The following is a 16750-nucleotide window of genomic DNA, read 5'->3' as shown; positions in this document are numbered from 1 at the left end:
TTATTTGAAGTTTGAAGCTTGTCAATGGTGATCGGCGCTTGCCGGCAAAAAGGAGGGATGTTGGCGATGAAACCGGGCGGGCGGAGCGAGGATGACGGGCAGGTCGGTTTCGATCGGAGCTGGCACCTGGCGAGGACGCCGGGCGAGGTCGACGTCGCCGAGTTCGAATATGCACTGATGCGCGCCTTCGAGGCCTTCGGGCGCTGGCAGGCCGAATGCCTCGCCTGCGTGAGCGAACTTGCCGCGAGCGGGCCGGAAAACGCCATGCTGCACATCATCCGCATGCACGACCGCCCCAAGACGATCAAGGATCTGGCCCGGCTGTCCAATCGCGAGGACATCCCCAACATGCAGTACAGCCTGCGCAAGCTGGTATCGGCGGGATTGGTCGAGCGGCGCGGCAGCGGGCGTTCCGGCGTGACCTATTTCGTGACCGACAAGGGACGCGCGGTCACTGACCATTACGCCGATGTGCGGGCCGGGCTACTGATCAAGGCCGTTCAATCGGTGCCGGATCTCGGACTTAGGCTGCAGGAGGCGACCAGCACGCTGGAACTGATGACCGGCATCTACGAGCAGGTGGCGCGGGGCGCCGCGACACACCGCGTCTTTCCCAAGCCGTTCCCGACGGAGTGAACCGGGGCCGCAACGCCGCCCCGGTTCACTGGGGGGCTTCAGGCTGCCAGGCGCGCGAGATAGGCGTCCGCCTCTTCCGGCACGGCGAGCCATGGGAAGAAGTCGGTCGGATCGTTGAAGCCGTTGGCGATGCGTTTCGCCAGCGTCGGTATGGCCTGCGCGGCGCCGAACAGGTTGAGCACATGGGGCGGCGGCGGCATCAGCAGCGCATTGGTCCAGCCGACCACAAACTGCGCATAGGCCCAATAGGTCTCGAAGGTTGAGACCATGAAGGCCTCGTCGAAGGGCCGGTCGCCATGGCCGAGGATGGCGTCGAGATAGACCTTCGCCGCCTTGGAGGCGTTGTTGGAACCTTGGCCCGTGATCGGGTCGTTCAGGCAGACCGCGTCGGCGAGGCCGAGCACGATCGCGCCTGAGGGAAGGCGGCCGACCGGCTTGCGGACGGTCGGCGCAAAGGCTCCTGCCAGGCGACCATTGTCGTCGGTGAGCGCGATGTCGGTGCAGCGCTCAGCCTCCCAGGGCAGGAAGGTCTTGAGGATGCTCTTCGAGACCTCGAGATGCTGATCCGGGCTGGTGGCGTCCTTCCAGCAGTCCATCGGGCCGCCGGGCAAGCCCTCGAACACCATGATGTCGCAAGGGCCCGTCGTAGTGAGGGCCGGGAAGTTGAAATATTCGCCGACCCCGGGGATCAGGTTGAAGTTGACGGCCGAATGGCTGGGGCGCGGCGTCATGCCGGTCACATAGGTGAGCGCGAGCGCCCGCTGGGGCTTGTCGAAGGGCGAGCGGGCCGGGTCGCGCTCGAACAGCTTGGCGATCTCGCCCTTGCCGGCCGCGACGATCACGAGATCGCTCGCCCCGGCATAGGCTTCGAGATCGGCGATGCCGGCATCATGAATGATCAGCTCACCGCCGCGGCGCACGAATTCGTCCATCCAGCGCGGGATCTTGACCCGCTGGTCGACGGAGAGCGCCGGCTTGTCGAGGAGACCGTTCCAGCTGATCGCCTTGGCGGGAGAGCCATCGGGCATCGGAACCGAGAAATCGATCGAATCGACCGTGGGGCAGGTCTCGTCCCAGAAGCCGAGGCCGAGGTCGCGCTCGTTCTGGAGCGCATTGTCGAACATGCACTGGCTGGAGAGCACGCGGCCGGCGGCGATTTCCTCGCCTGTCCGGTTCTGTACGACGCGCACGCTGTGGCCGGCATCGAGGAGACCGCAGGCGAGCTGCAGTCCCGACTGGCCGCCGCCGATAATGGTGAAGGTCTTGATCTGGCTCATGGTTTTTCCCTGCTGTTTTTCTTGGAAGGTCAGGCCATCAGGAGCGGAATGGCGGATTCGGCCCGTTCCGGCCCCATGGCGGTGTAGCCGCCGTCGACGCAGATATCGGTTCCGGTGATGAACGAGGCGCTGTCCGACAACAGGAAGGCGATCGCCTCGCCGACTTCGCTCGGGCTGCCGGTCCGTCCGAGGATATGGAACGGCTTGGCGACGCTGTCGGCCTTGGCGCGCGTGTCCTTGGTCAGTTCGACCATGATGTTGGACCATGTCCAGCCTGGCGAGACGGCGTTGACGCGAATGCCGTCCGGAGCGAGGTCCATCGCCTGGTTGCGGGTCAGTTGCAGGATCGCGGCCTTGGAGACCGGGTAGACCCAGCGGCCGGTCTGCGCGACGCGGGCCGAAATCGAGCCGAAATTGACGATTGCGCCCTTGTTGGCCGCCAGATGGGGCCGGGCGGCCTGCATCAGCATGATCGAGGAGACGATGTTGACGTCGAGCGCCTTCAGCCAGTCGGCGCGGGTCGTCTCGGCGCCATTGTCGAGATAGGTGCAGGCGACGTTGACGAGATAGTCGAGCCGGCCGGTCTTCTCGACGGTCCCGGCGACGAGCGCGGCGATGTCGGCGTCGCTGGTGATGTCCGTCCTGATGAAGGTCGCGCCGAGGTGTTCGGCCGCGGCCGTGCCCGCTTCCTCGGCTATGTCGGCGATCACGACGGTGACGCCGTAGTTCTTCAGCACTTCGGCGGTGCCTTGTCCGATCAGCGTGGCGCCGCCGGAGATGATCGCCGTCTTCCCTGCAAGTCCCTGCATCTGTTGCCTCTGGTGTTGCTGTTCGTTGTGGTTCTGTTGCTCTTGCTGCCCGATCATCCGGCGGCGGCGAACTCTGGCGCGAGCGCGGCGAGGAAGCTGCCATTGCCGTAGACGAGCGGCGGCGTGTCCTCCTCGATCGAGCGGGTATGGAGCACGTGTCCGATCAGGATGAGGTGCGTGCCGAAGACCTTGGGCTCGGCGAGTTCGCACTCGAAGCTGCACGCCGCATCGGCGAGGATCGGCAGGCCGCTCTCGCCATCGATCCACGCGCCATGGGCGAAGCGCGCATCGCGGGCGAGGCCATGGCGGCCGGCGAAGGTTTCGGCGACGCGCTGATGCGAGGACGAGAGGATATTGACGGCGAAGTGGTGGGCGCCCTGGAGGGCACGGGCGACCGAGCTCTGCAGGTTGACGCAGGCGAGCAGCGATGGTGGCTCGGTCGAGAGCGAGCAGACCGCCGTCGCGGTGAGCCCGCAGCGCACGCCCTCGGCATCGCGCGCGGTGATGATCGTCACCCCGCCGGCAAGCTTGCGCATGCCGGCGCGAAACTGGTCGCGTTCCATGGCCTGGATCCCTCTGGAGTGAATGGATTTTCCATTCATTTTATGGTTCAATTAATTCGGATGGTCGGACCGAGTGGCTTTGCCGGCAATCCGAATTGCGCGGTCGGTTGTCCGGATTCGGCAAACCTTCGCGAAGTCCCGTATCGCTGTCGTGGATTGCGGGGTGCATCATGGAGAGCCTTCAGCCTGTTCCGCTCGAGCCCTTCCGGCTCGTCGACACGCCCGATGTCGACGAGGCGCGGGAGGCGATCGGCCGCATCTTCTGTCCGCACTTCCTGGTCCCGCGGACCGAGACCGCGCTTTTTCGCGCCCGCCATCACGCCGTGAGCCAGCCCGGCTATTCCGTGAACTTCGTCTCCTATGGCGCCGAGGTGGAGATCGACCCCGGCGAACTCTCGCGCTTCTTCCTGCTGCAGATCCCGCTGAAGGGCGGCGCCGAGGTGCGGAGCGGCGCGCGCGCGACGATGGCCGAGGCCGGGCGGCGCGCCACGATCCTGTCGCCGACGATCGCGAGCCGCATGGTCTGGGGCGAGGGATGCGAAAAGCTGATCGTGCTCATGTGGCGCGAGAGCGTCGAGCAACTCTGCGGCCAGTTGACCAGCACACAATCTGGCGCCATCGAGTTCGAGGCCGGCTTCGACCTGACCTCGCCCGTCGGGCAAGGCGTACTGCATCATGCGCAACTGCTGCTCAACGCGGCCGAGCAGGGTGCGAGCCTGCCGGATGCCTATCGGGTGATGCTGCGCGACGGGCTGGCGACGCTGCTGCTGTCGGGCCTCGCCCACAGCCGGTCAGCGCTCTTTGCCCGCCCGGAGCCCGAATGCGGGCCGCGCGCCGTGCGGCAGGCGCTGCAGTTCATCGAGGCGGAATATGCGCGCCCGATCTCGGTCGCCGACATCGCGGAGGCCTCGGGGGCCTCGCTCCGGGCGTTGCAGGATGCGTTCCGCAAGGCGCGCCACGAAACGCTCTGGCAGGCGGTGCAGGGCGTGCGGCTTGAAAAGCTGCGCGCGAGCCTGATCGCCGCGACCGAAACGACGACCGTGGCCACGGCTGTCTATGCCGTGGGCCTCGGCCATCTCGGACGGGCGGCTGCCGCCTATCAGGCGCGTTTCGGCGAAAGTCCTTCGGAGACGCTGCGCCGCGCACCACGGCGGTGAGGCAGAGCCGGGCCGAGACTGAATGCGATTAGAGCGCCGGCTTGCGCGGGTCCCAGAGCGTCACGGCGGAGTCCTTCTCATAGGCCATGCCGTCGGGATAGCTGATCGCCTCGAGTTGGAGGCCCCAGGGTGCCTGGAAATAGAGGATCGACTGGCCGGCATTGGGACCGGCGGCGATCGGGATCGGTCCAAGCCTCGTCTCGACCCCCTGTGAATCGAGATAGGCTTTCGCGGCATCAATGTCGCGCACATAGAAGGCGATATGGAACGCGCCGATATCGCTGTTCTTCTGGTCGAGCCGGCGCTGGTCGGGGGCGTCATACTCGAACAGTTCGAGATTGGAGCCATGGCCGATGCGGATCAGCGCGCAACGCTTGATCCGGGCGCGCGGATGAACGCCGAGCGCCTCCGTCATGAACGTGCCCTGGTCGTCGGCGATCGGGCCGAACGTATAGCCATGCTGGCAGCCGAGCACGCCGACGAAGAAGTCGAGCGCGGCGTCGAGATCGGGGACGGTGAGGCCGGTATGGTCATTGCCGACGAGGCCGGGGAGCCCTCTCGGTTCGGTCGCATCAGACATGGGCATGGTCCTCAGACATGGGCATGGTCCTCGTTGCGGGCGGCGACGGGTGCGGCGGTCAGCCAGTCCGGGTCGATATCGGGCAGCGGAATGGCGTTGATCAGCAGCCGCGTATAGTCGGAGCGCGGATTGGCGAAGATCGCGTCGCACGGCCCCTCCTCGACGACCTCGCCGAGCCGCATGACATAGACCCGGTCGCAGACGGCGCGGATCACCGAGAGGTCATGGCTGATGAAGGCCATGGAGAGGCCCATCTCGCGCGAGAGCTCCTTGAGGAGGCGCAGCACCTGCGCCTGGGTGGAAACGTCGAGGCCCGAGACGATCTCGTCCGCGAGTACGAAATCGGGCTTGAGGAGTGCTGCCCGCGCGATGCCGATGCGCTGGCGCTGGCCGCCGGAGAGTTCGTGCGGATAGCGGTCGAGCACGATTTCCGGCAGCGAAACGCGGGCGAGTGTCGCCACGGCCCGTTCCTCGGCCGTGCGGCGGTCATGGGCGACGCCATGCAGCAGCAGCGGCGCGGTCAGGATGGTGCGGATCGTATGGCGCGGATTGAGCGAGGCCATCGGGTCCTGGAAGATCATCTGCATGCGGCGGCGAACCGCGCGCATCCGCTCGGGCGAGGCGAGCGTGATGTCCTCGCCGGCAAAGCGGATCGATCCGCCGGAGACCGGTACAAGCCGCAGCAGCGCGCGGCCGAGCGTCGTCTTGCCGGAGCCGGATTCGCCGACGATGCCGACCGTCTCGCCCTTCTTGATCGTCACGTCGACGCCGTGCAGGACGCGCGTGCCGGGCGAGCGGTTCACGAGGCCGGTGCGCCGGCCATAGGTCACCTCAAGTCCGCGGGCTTCGAGCAGGATCTCCGTCATGATGCGGTTGTCCTTTCGGCCGAACCGGCGATCTGGGCTCGCAGGAGCTGGAAGATCGAGTCCGGCACCGGTTCGAGGCCTTGCCCCGGCCGGTCATAGCGCGGGCCGGCGGCGATCAGCGCCTTGGTATAGGGATGCTGCGGCCGCTCGATCAGATCGGCAGTCGTTCCCGCCTCGATCACCTTGCCGGCATAGAGCAGCGTGACATTGTCGCAAATCTTGGCGACGACGCCGAGATCATGCGTCACGAAGATGACCGCCGTGCTGTGGCGCTCCTGCATGCGGCGGATCAGGCGGAGGATTTCCTTCTGCACGGTCACGTCGAGCGCGGTGGTCGGCTCGTCAGCGACCACGAGTTTCGGTCCCGGCGCGAAGGCGGCCGCGATCAGCACGCGCTGGCGCATGCCACCGGAGAGCTGGTGAGGATAGGAGCCGAGCACGCGGGCGGGATCGCGGATCTGCACCTCTTCGAGCAGGTCGAGCGCCCGGTCGCGCAGCGCGGCGCCCCTGAGGCCGAGCTTCATGCGCAGCCCGTCCGTCAGCTGGGCCTCGATGGTGCGGGCCGGGTTCAGCGCCGTCTGCGGGTCCTGCGGGATCAGCGTGATGTCGCGCCCGCGCAGCGCGCGCAATTCGCCATGCGGCAGCGTCAGCAGATCGCGCCCCTCGAAGCGCAGCCAGCCGCCGGTGACGTGGATCGTCGCCGGCAGGATGCCGAGCAGCGCCTTGGCGATGGTCGACTTGCCGGCGCCGGATTCGCCGACCAGCCCATGGACCTCGCCACGTTCGAGCTTGAGGCTCACATCGCGCAGGACGGGCTGGTTGCCGTCGCGGACGGAAGAGGCGGAAAGCGCCTCGATGGCTACCAGGGGAGGGGTCATCGGCGCATCACCGGATCGAGGGCCTTGCGCAGGCCGTTGCCGAGAAGATTGAAGGCAAGGACGGTGGCGAAGAGCGAGCAGAGCGGGAACACCAGCACCCACCAGCTTTCATGCAGCACCTGCCGGCCCTGCGCGACCATGCCGCCCCAGGTGGGCGCGTCGCTCGAAATGGAAAGGCCGACAAAGGAGAGGATCGCCTCGACGATGACCGCTATGCCCATTTCGAGGCTGAGCAGGGCGATGATCACCGGCGCGACATTGGGGAGGATTTCGCGCCAGAGGATGTGCCGGCGCGAGAAGCCGATGGATTCGGCCGCCGTCACATAGTCGAGGCCACCCTGTGCCAGCGTTTCGGCGCGCACGACACGGCTGAAGCGGGTCCAGTCGATGATGGCGATGGCGATGATGACCGAGGAGAGGCCCGAGCCCAGCACGGCGACGAGCAGCACCGAGAGCAGGACCGGCGGGAACGACATCCAGATATCGACGAGCCGCGAGACGATGCGGTCGGTCCAGCCGCGATACCAGCCCGAGGCGAGCCCGAGCAGCGAGCCGACAAGGCCGGCAAGCGTTGCCGCCACCAGCGCGACGGTGAGCGCGATGCGCGCGCCGAAGATGAGGCGCGAGAGCACATCGCGGCCGAGATCGTCGGTGCCGAGATAATAGCCCGGCTCATAGCCCTCGAAGCCGATCGGCGGCAGCGAGGCCATCATCAGATCCTGTTCCAGCGGGCTCTTCGGCGCGATCCAGGGCGCGAAGATCGCGATCAGCGCGAGGATGATCAGGAACCCGCCGGCGAGCACCACGCGCGACTCGTCGAGCAGCGGCTTCAGGCTGCGGAAATGCCCGGCCGAGCGCGGCGCGGGAATGGCGACGTCAGCCATGGGACTGCCTCGGATTGAGCCGGTTGGCGATGAGATCGACGGCGATGTTGATGACGATGAAGAGGGCGCCGAAGACCAGCACGATACCCTGGATCAGCGGCAGGTCGCGGTTGACGACCGCGTCAATCGCCATGTTGCCGATGCCGGGAAAGGCGAAGATCCGCTCGACGATCACCGTGCCGCCGATCATGAAGGTGAATTGTACGCCGGTGAGCGTCAGGGTCGGGCCAACCGCGTTGCGCAGCGCCTCCTGCAGCACGAGCCGCAATTCCGACATGCCCTTGAGGCGGGCGAGCAGCACGTAATCCTGCACCATCGCTTCGCTCAGCGCTTCCTTGAGCGTGCGCGCGATCACGGCGGCGAGCGGCAGGCCCAGCGCCAGCATCGGCATGACCAGATGGGCGAGCACGTCGCCGGTATCGGTCCAGTTCAGCCGCACGATGCTTTCGATCAGATAGAAGGGCGTCATGAAATCCGACGCGTGGACGGGATCGAGCCGGCCGGAGAGCGGAAAGATCGGCCACAGCACGCCGACCAGCAGCACCAGCACGAGCGCCCAGACGAAATCCGGCACGGCGAGAAAGAGGCCGTTGACGAAGTCCATGGCCGCTTCAAGCGGCGTGCGGCGCAGCAGGACGCCTGCGACCGCGACGATACCGCCGGCGAGGACGCCGAAGACGAGGGCCGCGAAGGTCAGCTCCAGTGTCGCCGGCAGGCGCTCGCCAATGAGCTGGAGCACACCCCGGCGCAGCGAGATCGATGTGCCGAAATCGAGGTGGACGACATTGCCGAGCCAGATGAAGAACTGTTCCGGCAGCGGCAGATCGAGCCCGTAATGGGCGCGGAGCGCCGCGATGTCGGCCGGCGTCGCGCTCGGCGAGATCATCATGGCGATCGGATCGCCCGGAACGACCCGCAGCAGCACGAAGACCACGAGCCCGACGCCGAACAGCGTGATCGCGGCCATGCCCAGCCGGTTGATGACAGAGGTCAGCGTCATTGCACGCCCTGCATTGCTTGCGCGCCGAGCGGCCGATCGGGCCGCCCGGAGCCTGCCTCAGGCAGAAAATGGGACGGGCGCAGGCCCGCCCCGTGTGCGGCTCAGACCTTGGAAACCAGGGTCGGCTGCAGCGCGCTGGAGGTGTTCGGGATCACCTTCAGCGAGGATTTGTAGACGATCGGCTGCACATATTGCAGCAGCGGGATCACGTAGCCCTGTTCGGCAATGTACTTGTCGACGGCCTTCCAGCCGGCGATGCGCTTGGCCTCGTCGGGCTCGCCCCAGAGCGGGTTCATCATCGCGTCGAGATCGTCGCTCTTCCAGGCAGAATGCGGCGACTTGGAATACATGGCGAAGCCGGTCGAAGTGGTCGGGTCACCGATCGCGTTGCCCCAATTGTAGAAGGCGGTGGGGGCGAGCTTGTGCGACATGCGCAGCTCGAAATGCTTGGCGATGTCGTAGACCTCGATCTCGGCCTCGATGCCGACCTTGCGCCACATGCCGACGATCGCCTGGATCATCTCATAGTCTTTGGGCTTCAGGCCGCGCGTGGTCTGGATCGTGAACTTGACGGGCTTGTCCTTGCTGTAGCCGGAGGCGGCAAGCAGTTCGGCTGCCTTCTTCGGGTCGTAGCCGACCTTGATCTCGGCGTCATAGGCCTCGTATTCGGGCGCCTCGAGCGTGTCGATCGGCACGCCATAGCCACGCAGCAGCTTCTTGACGATGCCGGCCTTGTCGATCGCGTGGTGCGCGGCGAGGCGGACATTCTTGTCGAGCATGGGCTCGATATTGGTCACGAAGAGCATGCCGATATCGGAGATCGGGGCGGAAACGCCGGCAAGGCCCGCCTTCTCGCGCAGGCGGTCATATTCCTCGAAGGGGACTTCGAGCGTGACGTCGGACGAGCCGGACTCGATTTCCGCGACGCGGCTGGTGGCGTCGGTGACGAACTTGAACACGACCGTATCGAAGGCCGGCTTGCCGCCGAAATAGTTCGGGTTGGCCTTCAGTCGCAGGAAGGAGTTGCCTTCATAGGCGTCGAACATATAGGGGCCGGTGCCGATCGGCTTGGCCTCGAAGCCGGCGGCGCCGACCTTGGTGTAATAGGCCTTGGGCAGAACAAAGCCGGTCAGGAACGCCATCCACTTGAAGATGGTCGGGTCGAAATTCTTGACGTCGCCGGTGATGCGCTGGCCGTCGACGGTAAAATTGCCGATGCTGGCCCAGACATTGGAGACAGGGTTGCCGGTGGCGGGGTCGGCGGCGCGCTCGAGCGACCAGGTTACGTCCTCGGGCGTCAGTGGCGTGCCGTCATGCCAGGTGACGCCGGAACGGACGTCCATCCACACCTTGGTCCGGTCGTCGTTCCAGCCCCAGGCGGTCAGCAGGCCGGGCTGGAAGGAAAGGTCGGGCGCCTGGGCGATATACTGGTCGAAGATCGAGCGATAGATCGCCTGGATCGCCGGATTGACGGCCGAGGGGCCGGTCGTGCCGTCGAAGGACGGCAGGTTGGCGTTGAAGGCGATGGTCAGCGTCGACGTGTCGGCTGCCGCCACTGCGACGCGTCCACTCAGGATCCCGGCAATGAATGCGCTGGCGCCAAGCCCGAGGGCCTGACGGCGATTGAATTCCACCATGACGACTCTCCTAGTTCCCCTGTTCACCGGCATTCCGGCAGGCACTTTTCAAGTGCATTAGTTGAAGCCTAAAATAAGTTTGAAGTGTCGACAAGCGCGAAATGCTGCTCTTGGGAACAATCGCCATTGCTGCCCGGCCGCTAGGCATTTGCCCGTCTGTGAGGCTGCATTTTAATATGCGTGCGCATTTTAATGGCAAAGGTCGGCGCCGCCATTCAGGGGCGACTTCGGCAAAAATCCTTGACAAATGATGGCGATGGGAAAATATGAAAATGCATATAATAACACTTCCAGTTTCGCCAGAAGGGAACCAGCATGGCCGAGCGATCGTTCGCCCGAGAGGTTGAAGACCTGAAGTTGGGTGCAGGCGAGATCTTCAGTGGCGAGGGTATTCTCGCCATTACCAAGGCCTTGCTCCAGTCGGGCGTTTCCTATGTCGGCGGCTATCAGGGCTCGCCGATCTCGCACCTCATGGACGTGCTCGCCGATGCGCGGGACGTGATGGAGGATCTGGGCGTCCATTTCGAGACCTCCGCCTCCGAAGCCGCCGCCGCCGCCATGCTTTCAGCCTCGGTGATGTATCCCGTGCGCGGCGCGGTGACGTGGAAGTCGACGGCCGGAACCAATGTGGCGTCCGACGCGCTCTCCAACCTCGCCTCGGGCGGCGTCACGGGTGGCGCGCTCATCATTATCGGCGAGGATTACGGCGAGGGCTCCTCGATCATGCAGGAGCGCAGCCACGCCTTCGCGATGAAATCGCAGATGTGGCTGCTGACGCCGCGACCGAACCTGACCTCGATCGTCGATGCGGTGGAGAAGGGCTTCGAGCTTTCTGAGGCGTCCAACACGCCCGTCATGCTCCAGGTCGGCATCCGCTCCTGCCACGTGCACGGCCAGTTCGAGGCGAAGGACAACCGCCGGCCGGAGTTCACGCTGCGCGAGGCGCTCGAAAATCCGCGCCGCGATGTCGGGCGTATCGTGCTGCCGCCGGCCTCCTTCAACCATGAGAAGGAAAAGCTGGAGCAGCGCTGGCCCGCCGCGGTCGACTATGTGAAATCCGCGAAGCTCAACGAGTTCTTCGGCCCCGAAAGTGGCGATGTCGGCATCATCCTGCAGGGCGGCATCTATAATGGCGCCATGCGCGCGCTGCAGCAGCTGGGCCTCGCCGATATTTACGGCAATTGCCGCGTGCCGCTCTATGTGATGAACGTCTCCTATCCGATGATCGACGATGAGGTCATCGCCTTTGCCGCCGGCAAGAAGGCGGTGCTCATGGTCGAGGAGGGGGCGCCGGAATATATCGAGCATACGCTCCACACCCTGTTCCGCCGCCGCGATATCCAGACCCGCGTTTCCGGCAAGGATGTGCTGCCGCGCGGCGGCGAATATACCGCGCCGGTGCTCGCCAAGGGCTTCGCGGCCTTCTTCGACGCCCATGCCCCGGCGCTGCTCGGCAACCGCCCGCCGGTGCCCGATCCGTCGGAGGTGCTGGCCGATGCGCGCGTCAAGGCGCTCGCCGAGGTCGTGCCGCCGCGCCCGGCCGGTTTCTGCACCGGCTGTCCCGAGCGCCCGATCTTCGCCGCGATGAAGCTGGTGGAGAAGGAACTCGGCCCCCACCACGTCGCGGCCGATATTGGCTGCCACCTGTTCTCGATCCTGCCGCCCTTCAACATTGGCGGCACGACCATGGGCTACGGCCTCGGTCCGGCCTCGGCCTCGGCCTTCAATGTCGAGGCGGACAAGCGCGCCATCTCGGTCATGGGCGATGGCGGCTTCTGGCATAACGGGCTCGCGACCTCGGTCGGCAATGCCGTGTTCAACAAGCAGGACGGCGTGACGCTGATCGTCGACAATTTCTATTCGGCGGCGACCGGCGGGCAGGACATCATGTCGTCGCGGGCGCAGAATCCGCGCCGCAAGACCAATAATTCCATCGTCCAGGCCGTGAAGGGCATCGGCGCGACCTGGGTGCGCCAGATCGACCGCACCTATGACGTGGCGAAGATGCGCGATACGCTGCGCGAAGCGCTCACCAGCCCCGAAAAGGGTCCGAAGATCATCGTCGCCTCGTCGGAATGCATGCTGAACAAGCAGCGCCGCGTGAAGCCGCTCTTCGCCAAGGCGGTCAAGGAGGGCAAGCGCATGGTGCGCGAGCGTTTCGGCGTCGACGAGGATGTCTGCACCGGCGATCATGCCTGCATCCGCCTGTCGGGCTGCCCGTCGCTCTCGGTCAAGCATACCGACGATCCGCTCAAGGACGATCCGGTGGCGGCGATCGACAATTCCTGCGTCGGCTGTGGCAATTGCGGCGAGGTTTCGGAGGCGGCGGTGCTCTGCCCGTCCTTCTATCGCGCCGACATCATCCATAATCCGACGCGCTGGGACCTTCTTCTCCATCGCGTGCGCGGCGCGGTGATCGGCTGGCTGCAGGCCCGCCGGCAGCGCCAGCGTCTGGTCTTCGCGGATTGAGGGGCGCGTCATGCTGAATGAACTGACCATCACGGCCGGCCCGGCGGAACTCGCCGCCGAGAAGCCCATCACTGTCGCGATCCTCGCCATGGGCGGGCAGGGCGGCGGTGTCCTCGCCGACTGGATCGTCGCGCTCGCCGAGCAGCAGGGCTGGGTGGCGCAGTCCACCTCGGTTCCCGGCGTCGCGCAGCGCACCGGCGCGACGATCTATTATCTGGAGCTGATCAAGGCGCGGCCGGGCATCCGGCCGGTGCTGGCCCTGATGCCGACGCCGGGCGATGTCGATCTCGTCGTCGCGGCCGAGCTGATGGAGGCCGGGCGCTCCGTGCTGCGTGGGCTGGTGACGCCGGACCGCACGCTGCTGATCGCCTCGACCCACCGCTCCTATGCGGTCGGCGAGAAGGAGAAGCCGGGCAATGGCATCGGCAATCCGCTCGTCGTGGTCGATGCCACCGAATTCGCCGCCAAGAAGACGATCGCCTTCGACATGGAGACGCTCGCGACCCGGAATGGCAGCGTCGTCTCCGCCTCGCTGTTCGGGGCGGTTGCGGCTTCTGGCCGGTTGCCGTTCGACAAGGCCGCCTTCGAGGCGACGATCAAGGCCGGCGGCAAGGGCATCGAGCCGAGCCTGAAGGCCTTCAACGCCGCCTATGACCGCACGCTGAAGGGCGCGAACGACACGCTCTCCGACAAGCCGGTCAAGCGTCTCGATCCGCTGCCCGCTTCAGCCGGTCATCCCAGGCTCGACGCGCTGCTCCAGCGCATCCGCACGGAGTTTCCGCCCGAAGCGCAGGCCATGCTCTATGCTGGCGTCAAGAAGCTGACCGATTTCCAGGATGTCGCCTATGCGGGCGCCTATCTCGATCGGCTGGGCGCGCTGCTCCGCGCCGACGTCGCTGCCGGCGGCGGAGCCCATGGCCATGCCTTCACCGTCGAGGCGGCCAAATATCTCGCCATCGCTATGGCCTATGACGATGTGATTCGCGTGGCAGACCTGAAGATCCGCGGTTCCCGCTTCGAGCGGGTGCGGCGCGAGGTCGGCGCCAAGGCCGACCAGCTCGTCTATACGACCGAGTTCATGCATCCGCGCATGGAGGAAGTCTGCGGCACGCTGCCAAAGGGGCTCGGCCAGTGGATCGAGGACCGGCCGGCTCTGTTCCAGTGGTTCGACCGCAGGGTCAACAAGGGACGCCGCGTGCGCACCGGCACGCTCGGCTGGTTCATGAGCCTCTATGCGCTCTCCTCGCTCAAGGGGTTGCGGCCGCGCAGCCTCCGCCATGCCCGCGAGGTCGCCCATTGGGAAGCCTGGCTCGCCATCGCACTCGATACGCTGCCGCGCAATTATGATCTCGCGGTCGAGGTGATCGCGTGCAGGCGTCTGGTGAAGGGCTATTCGGACACGCATGCGCGCGGCCTGTCCAAATTCGATCGCGTCCTCTCCAGCCTGCCGCTGCTCGTCACGCGCGAGGATGGCGCGGCCTGGCTCCGCCGCCTGCGCCAGGCGGCGTTGCTCGACGAGAATGGCGATGCGCTCAATGGCGCGCTCGCGACCGTGGCGACGCTCTGAACGGGCGCCTTCCATGCCGTCATGGCCGTCCCCGCCACGCAAGGCGGGGGCGCATGGCGGTGTCGACCTGAAACGAGGCTCAGGGCTCTTCGGAGCGGATGTTGCGCAGGACCTTCTGCAGGATCGCGACGAAGAAGCGCTGTTCCTCGTCCGTGACATCGGCGAACATTTCGCCGAGATGGCCATACATGGTCGGCCAGATGCGATCGAAGACGGCGCGGCCCTCGGGCGTGATGGTGATATCACGGATGCGCATGTCGTCAGGCCGCGACTGGCGCTGGATATAGCCCTGTTCCTCGAGCGCATCGATGGTGCGGCTCATCGTGGACTGCTCGGTGACGCCATAGACCGCCAGCTCGTTCACGGTCAGCGACGAGAACATGCTGAGCACGGCGAGCGCGCGCATCTTGGGCGTGGTCACGCCCATGGCCCGCATGTCGGCGGCGAGGCCGGCGTTCCAGTGCGCCATGACGCGGTTCATGAGATAGGGCGCGAAATTGTTGAGCCCGATTTCGCCGAGGCTCTGCAGGCGCGGTGTGGCCGCCGGCGGCTCGGTTGCCGGCGGTGGGGGTGTGGATTTCGAACGCGCGCGCGCCTTCAATAGAACGAACTCCTCAAAGATCCTGAACTCGCCGCCGATCCGCCCGCGCCTGGAACATTCCAGCGAACATCCATTCGCTCAAATGCCCCATCGTCTCGTCTTGTCGCATTCAGTTCACGCGGACTGCGATCCAGTTCGCCCGAACATGCACTAGATGGAAGACGCCAGAAGGAAGCCGGAACCGCCGCCGAGACCGGGGCCAGGGTGGGTCGAGGCGCCGATATGATAGAGCCCCGCAATATGGGTTCTGTGGTTAGACGGCCTTTTCATCGGGCGCCATAGAAAAAATTGGTCCAGCCCGCAGAAGCCGCCATAGGGATCGCCGCCGACGAGATTGATGTTCATGGCCTGAAGATCCGCCGGCGAATAGGCGCGGCGGCTCAGGATCGTGTCGCGGAAACCATCAATATGGCTGGCCAGAATCGCCTCGATCCGGTCGGCGAAGGCTTCGCGCAGCTTCTCCGTCCATTGGCCATCGGCCGGTATGGCCAGTTCTCCGGCCGCGTCGCCCTTGATTGCGCGCGGCGTATCGGGGATTTGCAGCCAGAGCAGGCCGCTGCCTTCCGGAGCCCGGCTCGGGTCGAAGCTCGCGGGCTGGCCGACGCAGATCGTCGGCTCGGCCGGCAGCAGGCCGCGTTCGGCTTCGTTGGCCGAGCGCGACACGCCGTCCAGCCCCGGCGTCAGATGCAGCAGCGCCACCCGGCCCAGATCCGCGCCCGCCTTCCATGCCGGCGGGGCGCTCAGCGCATAGTGGATCTGCATGTTGCCCTTGCCATAGCGATAGGCCTTGACCCCGTCCGCCACCTCGGTGGGGAGGGCCGAGGGCCAGTCGCGCAGCAGCCGCTCATAGAGCTGGTTCGGCGTCACCGAGGCGATGACGCCCTTGCTCGCCGTCAGGCTGCGGCCATCGGCGAGCTTCACGCCAGCGGCGCGGCCGGCGCTGTCCGGCACGATCGCCTCGACATCGGCATTCGTCAGGATGGTGCCGCCCTGGTCGCGGATCAATTGCTCGAAGGCGGCGAGCAGGTTCTTCGCGCCGCCCTTGACGATCGGGCAGCCGGCCATCTCGATCGCGAAGCCGATGACCTTGGTCATCTCGGCCGAATAGGCGCTCTCCGGACCGAGGCCGCAATGCAGTGCCCATGGCGCGAACAGCGCCCGCATCTCCTCGGAGCGGTAGGTCGTCTCCAGATAACCGCGCGCCGGCGCCAGCGCCTCGCCGAAGAAGGCGGCGAGCCCCTTGAGCCCGCGCTTCCAGGCTTCCTTCGCGACCAGCTTCGCGGTCGCGGCCGACCAGAGATTGCCGCCGAGCAGGCCGAAGACGAAGCCGGCATTGCCGCCGAAGCGGCCCATTTCGCGATCGAAGGCGGCGCCGTCGCCGCTGGCGAGGGCGTCGAAATGATCGATGTTGCGCTTCCGGTCCATGCTCAGTATCGCGTGGCTGCCATCGGGGCGCAGCACGCCGGTTGGCGTCGGCGAATGGGCGAATTCGAGCCCGCGCGTGGCGAGGTCCTTGCCGAGCGCGGCATAGGCCGGCGAGGTGACGAACAGCACCATGGTAGTGGCCATGACGTCATGGACGAAGCCGGGCTGCGTGATCTCTTCCGTGCGGAGGCAGCCGCCGATCACGGCGTTTCGCTCGAGCAGCAGGACCTTGCGGCCCTTCTTGCCGAGCATGGCGGCCGCCACCAGCGCGTTGATGCCGCTGCCGATCACGATGTGGTCATAGGCTGTCGTAGGAGCGCTCATGCGCGGGCCTCCGCTTGGGGCATCAGCGAACGGGAACTGGCAGCGAGAGCCGGCGCGGTGACGCTGTCCGCCGGCTC

Annotated in this window: 15 protein-coding genes; 4 read left to right on the top strand and 11 right to left on the bottom strand. The window is 66.1% G+C overall.

The genetic code is table 11. The annotated features are described in order from the left end of the window. Positions 1-57 precede the first annotated feature (57 nt). Positions 58-636, top strand: coding sequence for a winged helix DNA-binding protein (locus tag QO014_RS13080; protein WP_266349142.1), 579 nt, complete (start codon positions 58-60; stop codon positions 634-636). A 38-nt stretch (positions 637-674) separates the two neighbouring features. On the opposite strand, the gene QO014_RS13075 is transcribed toward QO014_RS13080, so the two are convergent. The 3 genes from QO014_RS13075 to QO014_RS13065 are packed head-to-tail and all read right to left on the bottom strand — an operon-like array spanning position 675 to position 3285. Continuing rightward, a complete protein-coding gene (locus tag QO014_RS13075; protein WP_266349141.1) occupies positions 675-1913 on the bottom strand; it encodes a styrene monooxygenase/indole monooxygenase family protein in 1239 nt (412 codons plus the stop codon). 29 nt (positions 1914-1942) lie between these two features. Then, positions 1943-2722, bottom strand: coding sequence for an SDR family oxidoreductase (locus QO014_RS13070; RefSeq protein WP_266349140.1), 780 nt, complete (start codon positions 2720-2722; stop codon positions 1943-1945). A 53-nt stretch (positions 2723-2775) separates the two neighbouring features. Then, positions 2776-3285 carry a flavin reductase family protein gene (locus QO014_RS13065; protein ID WP_266349139.1) on the bottom strand — a complete coding sequence of 170 codons (510 nt, stop codon included), beginning with the start codon at positions 3283-3285 and terminating at the stop codon, positions 2776-2778. 170 nt (positions 3286-3455) lie between these two features. On the opposite strand from QO014_RS13065, the gene QO014_RS13060 reads away from it, so the two are divergent. After that, the gene (locus QO014_RS13060; protein WP_266349138.1) at positions 3456-4442 is read left to right on the top strand and encodes an AraC-like ligand-binding domain-containing protein; all 987 of its coding nucleotides are present in this window, start codon (positions 3456-3458) and stop codon (positions 4440-4442) included. A gap of 28 nt (positions 4443-4470) precedes the next feature. Here the strand turns inward: QO014_RS13060 and QO014_RS13055 are convergent, their stop codons facing one another. The 6 genes from QO014_RS13055 to QO014_RS13030 all read right to left on the bottom strand — a co-directional run bounded on the left by QO014_RS13055 (position 4471) and on the right by QO014_RS13030 (position 10287). Further along, positions 4471-5022, bottom strand: coding sequence for a VOC family protein (locus QO014_RS13055; protein WP_370877131.1), 552 nt, complete (start codon positions 5020-5022; stop codon positions 4471-4473). An 11-nt stretch (positions 5023-5033) separates the two neighbouring features. Beyond that, positions 5034-5888 (bottom strand): ATP-binding cassette domain-containing protein, encoded by an 855-nt coding sequence (locus tag QO014_RS13050; RefSeq protein ID WP_266349136.1) that lies wholly within the window; start codon positions 5886-5888, stop codon positions 5034-5036. Continuing rightward, positions 5885-6766, bottom strand: coding sequence for an ABC transporter ATP-binding protein (locus QO014_RS13045; protein ID WP_266349135.1), 882 nt, complete (start codon positions 6764-6766; stop codon positions 5885-5887). Before QO014_RS13045 ends, QO014_RS13050 begins: the two co-directional genes overlap by 4 nt. Next, positions 6763-7650 (bottom strand): ABC transporter permease, encoded by an 888-nt coding sequence (locus QO014_RS13040; RefSeq protein WP_266349134.1) that lies wholly within the window; start codon positions 7648-7650, stop codon positions 6763-6765. Before QO014_RS13040 ends, QO014_RS13045 begins: the two co-directional genes overlap by 4 nt. Further along, on the bottom strand, positions 7643-8650 hold the full coding sequence (locus tag QO014_RS13035) for an ABC transporter permease (RefSeq protein WP_266349133.1): 1008 nt from the start codon (positions 8648-8650) through the stop codon (positions 7643-7645). The genes QO014_RS13040 and QO014_RS13035 overlap by 8 nt, the downstream gene beginning before the upstream one ends. Before the next feature lie 101 nt (positions 8651-8751). Continuing rightward, positions 8752-10287, bottom strand: coding sequence for an ABC transporter substrate-binding protein (locus QO014_RS13030; protein ID WP_266349132.1), 1536 nt, complete (start codon positions 10285-10287; stop codon positions 8752-8754). A 315-nt stretch (positions 10288-10602) separates the two neighbouring features. Between QO014_RS13030 and QO014_RS13025 the strand changes: the two genes are divergently transcribed. Both QO014_RS13025 and QO014_RS13020 read left to right on the top strand, forming a co-directional pair. After that, on the top strand, positions 10603-12756 hold the full coding sequence (locus QO014_RS13025; protein WP_266349131.1) for a ferredoxin family protein: 2154 nt from the start codon (positions 10603-10605) through the stop codon (positions 12754-12756). A 10-nt stretch (positions 12757-12766) separates the two neighbouring features. After that, entirely contained in the window at positions 12767-14323 is a 1557-nt protein-coding gene (locus tag QO014_RS13020; RefSeq protein WP_266349130.1) for an indolepyruvate oxidoreductase subunit beta family protein, read from the top strand. 79 nt (positions 14324-14402) lie between these two features. On the opposite strand, the gene QO014_RS13015 is transcribed toward QO014_RS13020, so the two are convergent. Continuing rightward, a complete protein-coding gene (locus tag QO014_RS13015; protein ID WP_266349323.1) occupies positions 14403-14852 on the bottom strand; it encodes a MarR family winged helix-turn-helix transcriptional regulator in 450 nt (149 codons plus the stop codon). A gap of 222 nt (positions 14853-15074) precedes the next feature. After that, positions 15075-16673, bottom strand: coding sequence for a phytoene desaturase family protein (locus tag QO014_RS13010; protein WP_266349129.1), 1599 nt, complete (start codon positions 16671-16673; stop codon positions 15075-15077). Positions 16674-16750 lie beyond the last annotated feature (77 nt).

It is taken from the genome of Kaistia dalseonensis, assembly GCF_030814715.1.
GTDB classification, from domain to species: Bacteria; Pseudomonadota; Alphaproteobacteria; order Rhizobiales; family Kaistiaceae; genus Kaistia; species Kaistia dalseonensis.
Note: the sequence above shows the minus strand (reverse complement) of the source record. Positions and strands in the feature narration are given on the sequence as shown.

What these genes read in the sequence shown, in the direction of transcription:
- QO014_RS13045 (WP_266349135.1), bottom strand. Translation starts at nt 6,766, where the DNA reads ATGACCCCTCCCCTGGTAGCCATCGAGGCGCTTTCCGCCTCTTCCGTC.
- QO014_RS13075 (WP_266349141.1), bottom strand. Translation starts at nt 1,913, where the DNA reads ATGAGCCAGATCAAGACCTTCACCATTATCGGCGGCGGCCAGTCGGGA.
- QO014_RS13025 (WP_266349131.1), top strand. Translation starts at nt 10,603, where the DNA reads ATGGCCGAGCGATCGTTCGCCCGAGAGGTTGAAGACCTGAAGTTGGGT.
- QO014_RS13055 (WP_370877131.1), bottom strand. Translation starts at nt 5,022, where the DNA reads ATGTCTGATGCGACCGAACCGAGAGGGCTCCCCGGCCTCGTCGGCAAT.
- QO014_RS13035 (WP_266349133.1), bottom strand. Translation starts at nt 8,650, where the DNA reads ATGACGCTGACCTCTGTCATCAACCGGCTGGGCATGGCCGCGATCACG.
- QO014_RS13020 (WP_266349130.1), top strand. Translation starts at nt 12,767, where the DNA reads ATGCTGAATGAACTGACCATCACGGCCGGCCCGGCGGAACTCGCCGCC.
- QO014_RS13065 (WP_266349139.1), bottom strand. Translation starts at nt 3,285, where the DNA reads ATGGAACGCGACCAGTTTCGCGCCGGCATGCGCAAGCTTGCCGGCGGG.
- QO014_RS13050 (WP_266349136.1), bottom strand. Translation starts at nt 5,888, where the DNA reads ATGACGGAGATCCTGCTCGAAGCCCGCGGACTTGAGGTGACCTATGGC.
- QO014_RS13030 (WP_266349132.1), bottom strand. Translation starts at nt 10,287, where the DNA reads ATGGTGGAATTCAATCGCCGTCAGGCCCTCGGGCTTGGCGCCAGCGCA.
- QO014_RS13040 (WP_266349134.1), bottom strand. Translation starts at nt 7,650, where the DNA reads ATGGCTGACGTCGCCATTCCCGCGCCGCGCTCGGCCGGGCATTTCCGC.
- QO014_RS13060 (WP_266349138.1), top strand. Translation starts at nt 3,456, where the DNA reads ATGGAGAGCCTTCAGCCTGTTCCGCTCGAGCCCTTCCGGCTCGTCGAC.
- QO014_RS13010 (WP_266349129.1), bottom strand. Translation starts at nt 16,673, where the DNA reads ATGAGCGCTCCTACGACAGCCTATGACCACATCGTGATCGGCAGCGGC.
- QO014_RS13070 (WP_266349140.1), bottom strand. Translation starts at nt 2,722, where the DNA reads ATGCAGGGACTTGCAGGGAAGACGGCGATCATCTCCGGCGGCGCCACG.
- QO014_RS13080 (WP_266349142.1), top strand. Translation starts at nt 58, where the DNA reads ATGTTGGCGATGAAACCGGGCGGGCGGAGCGAGGATGACGGGCAGGTC.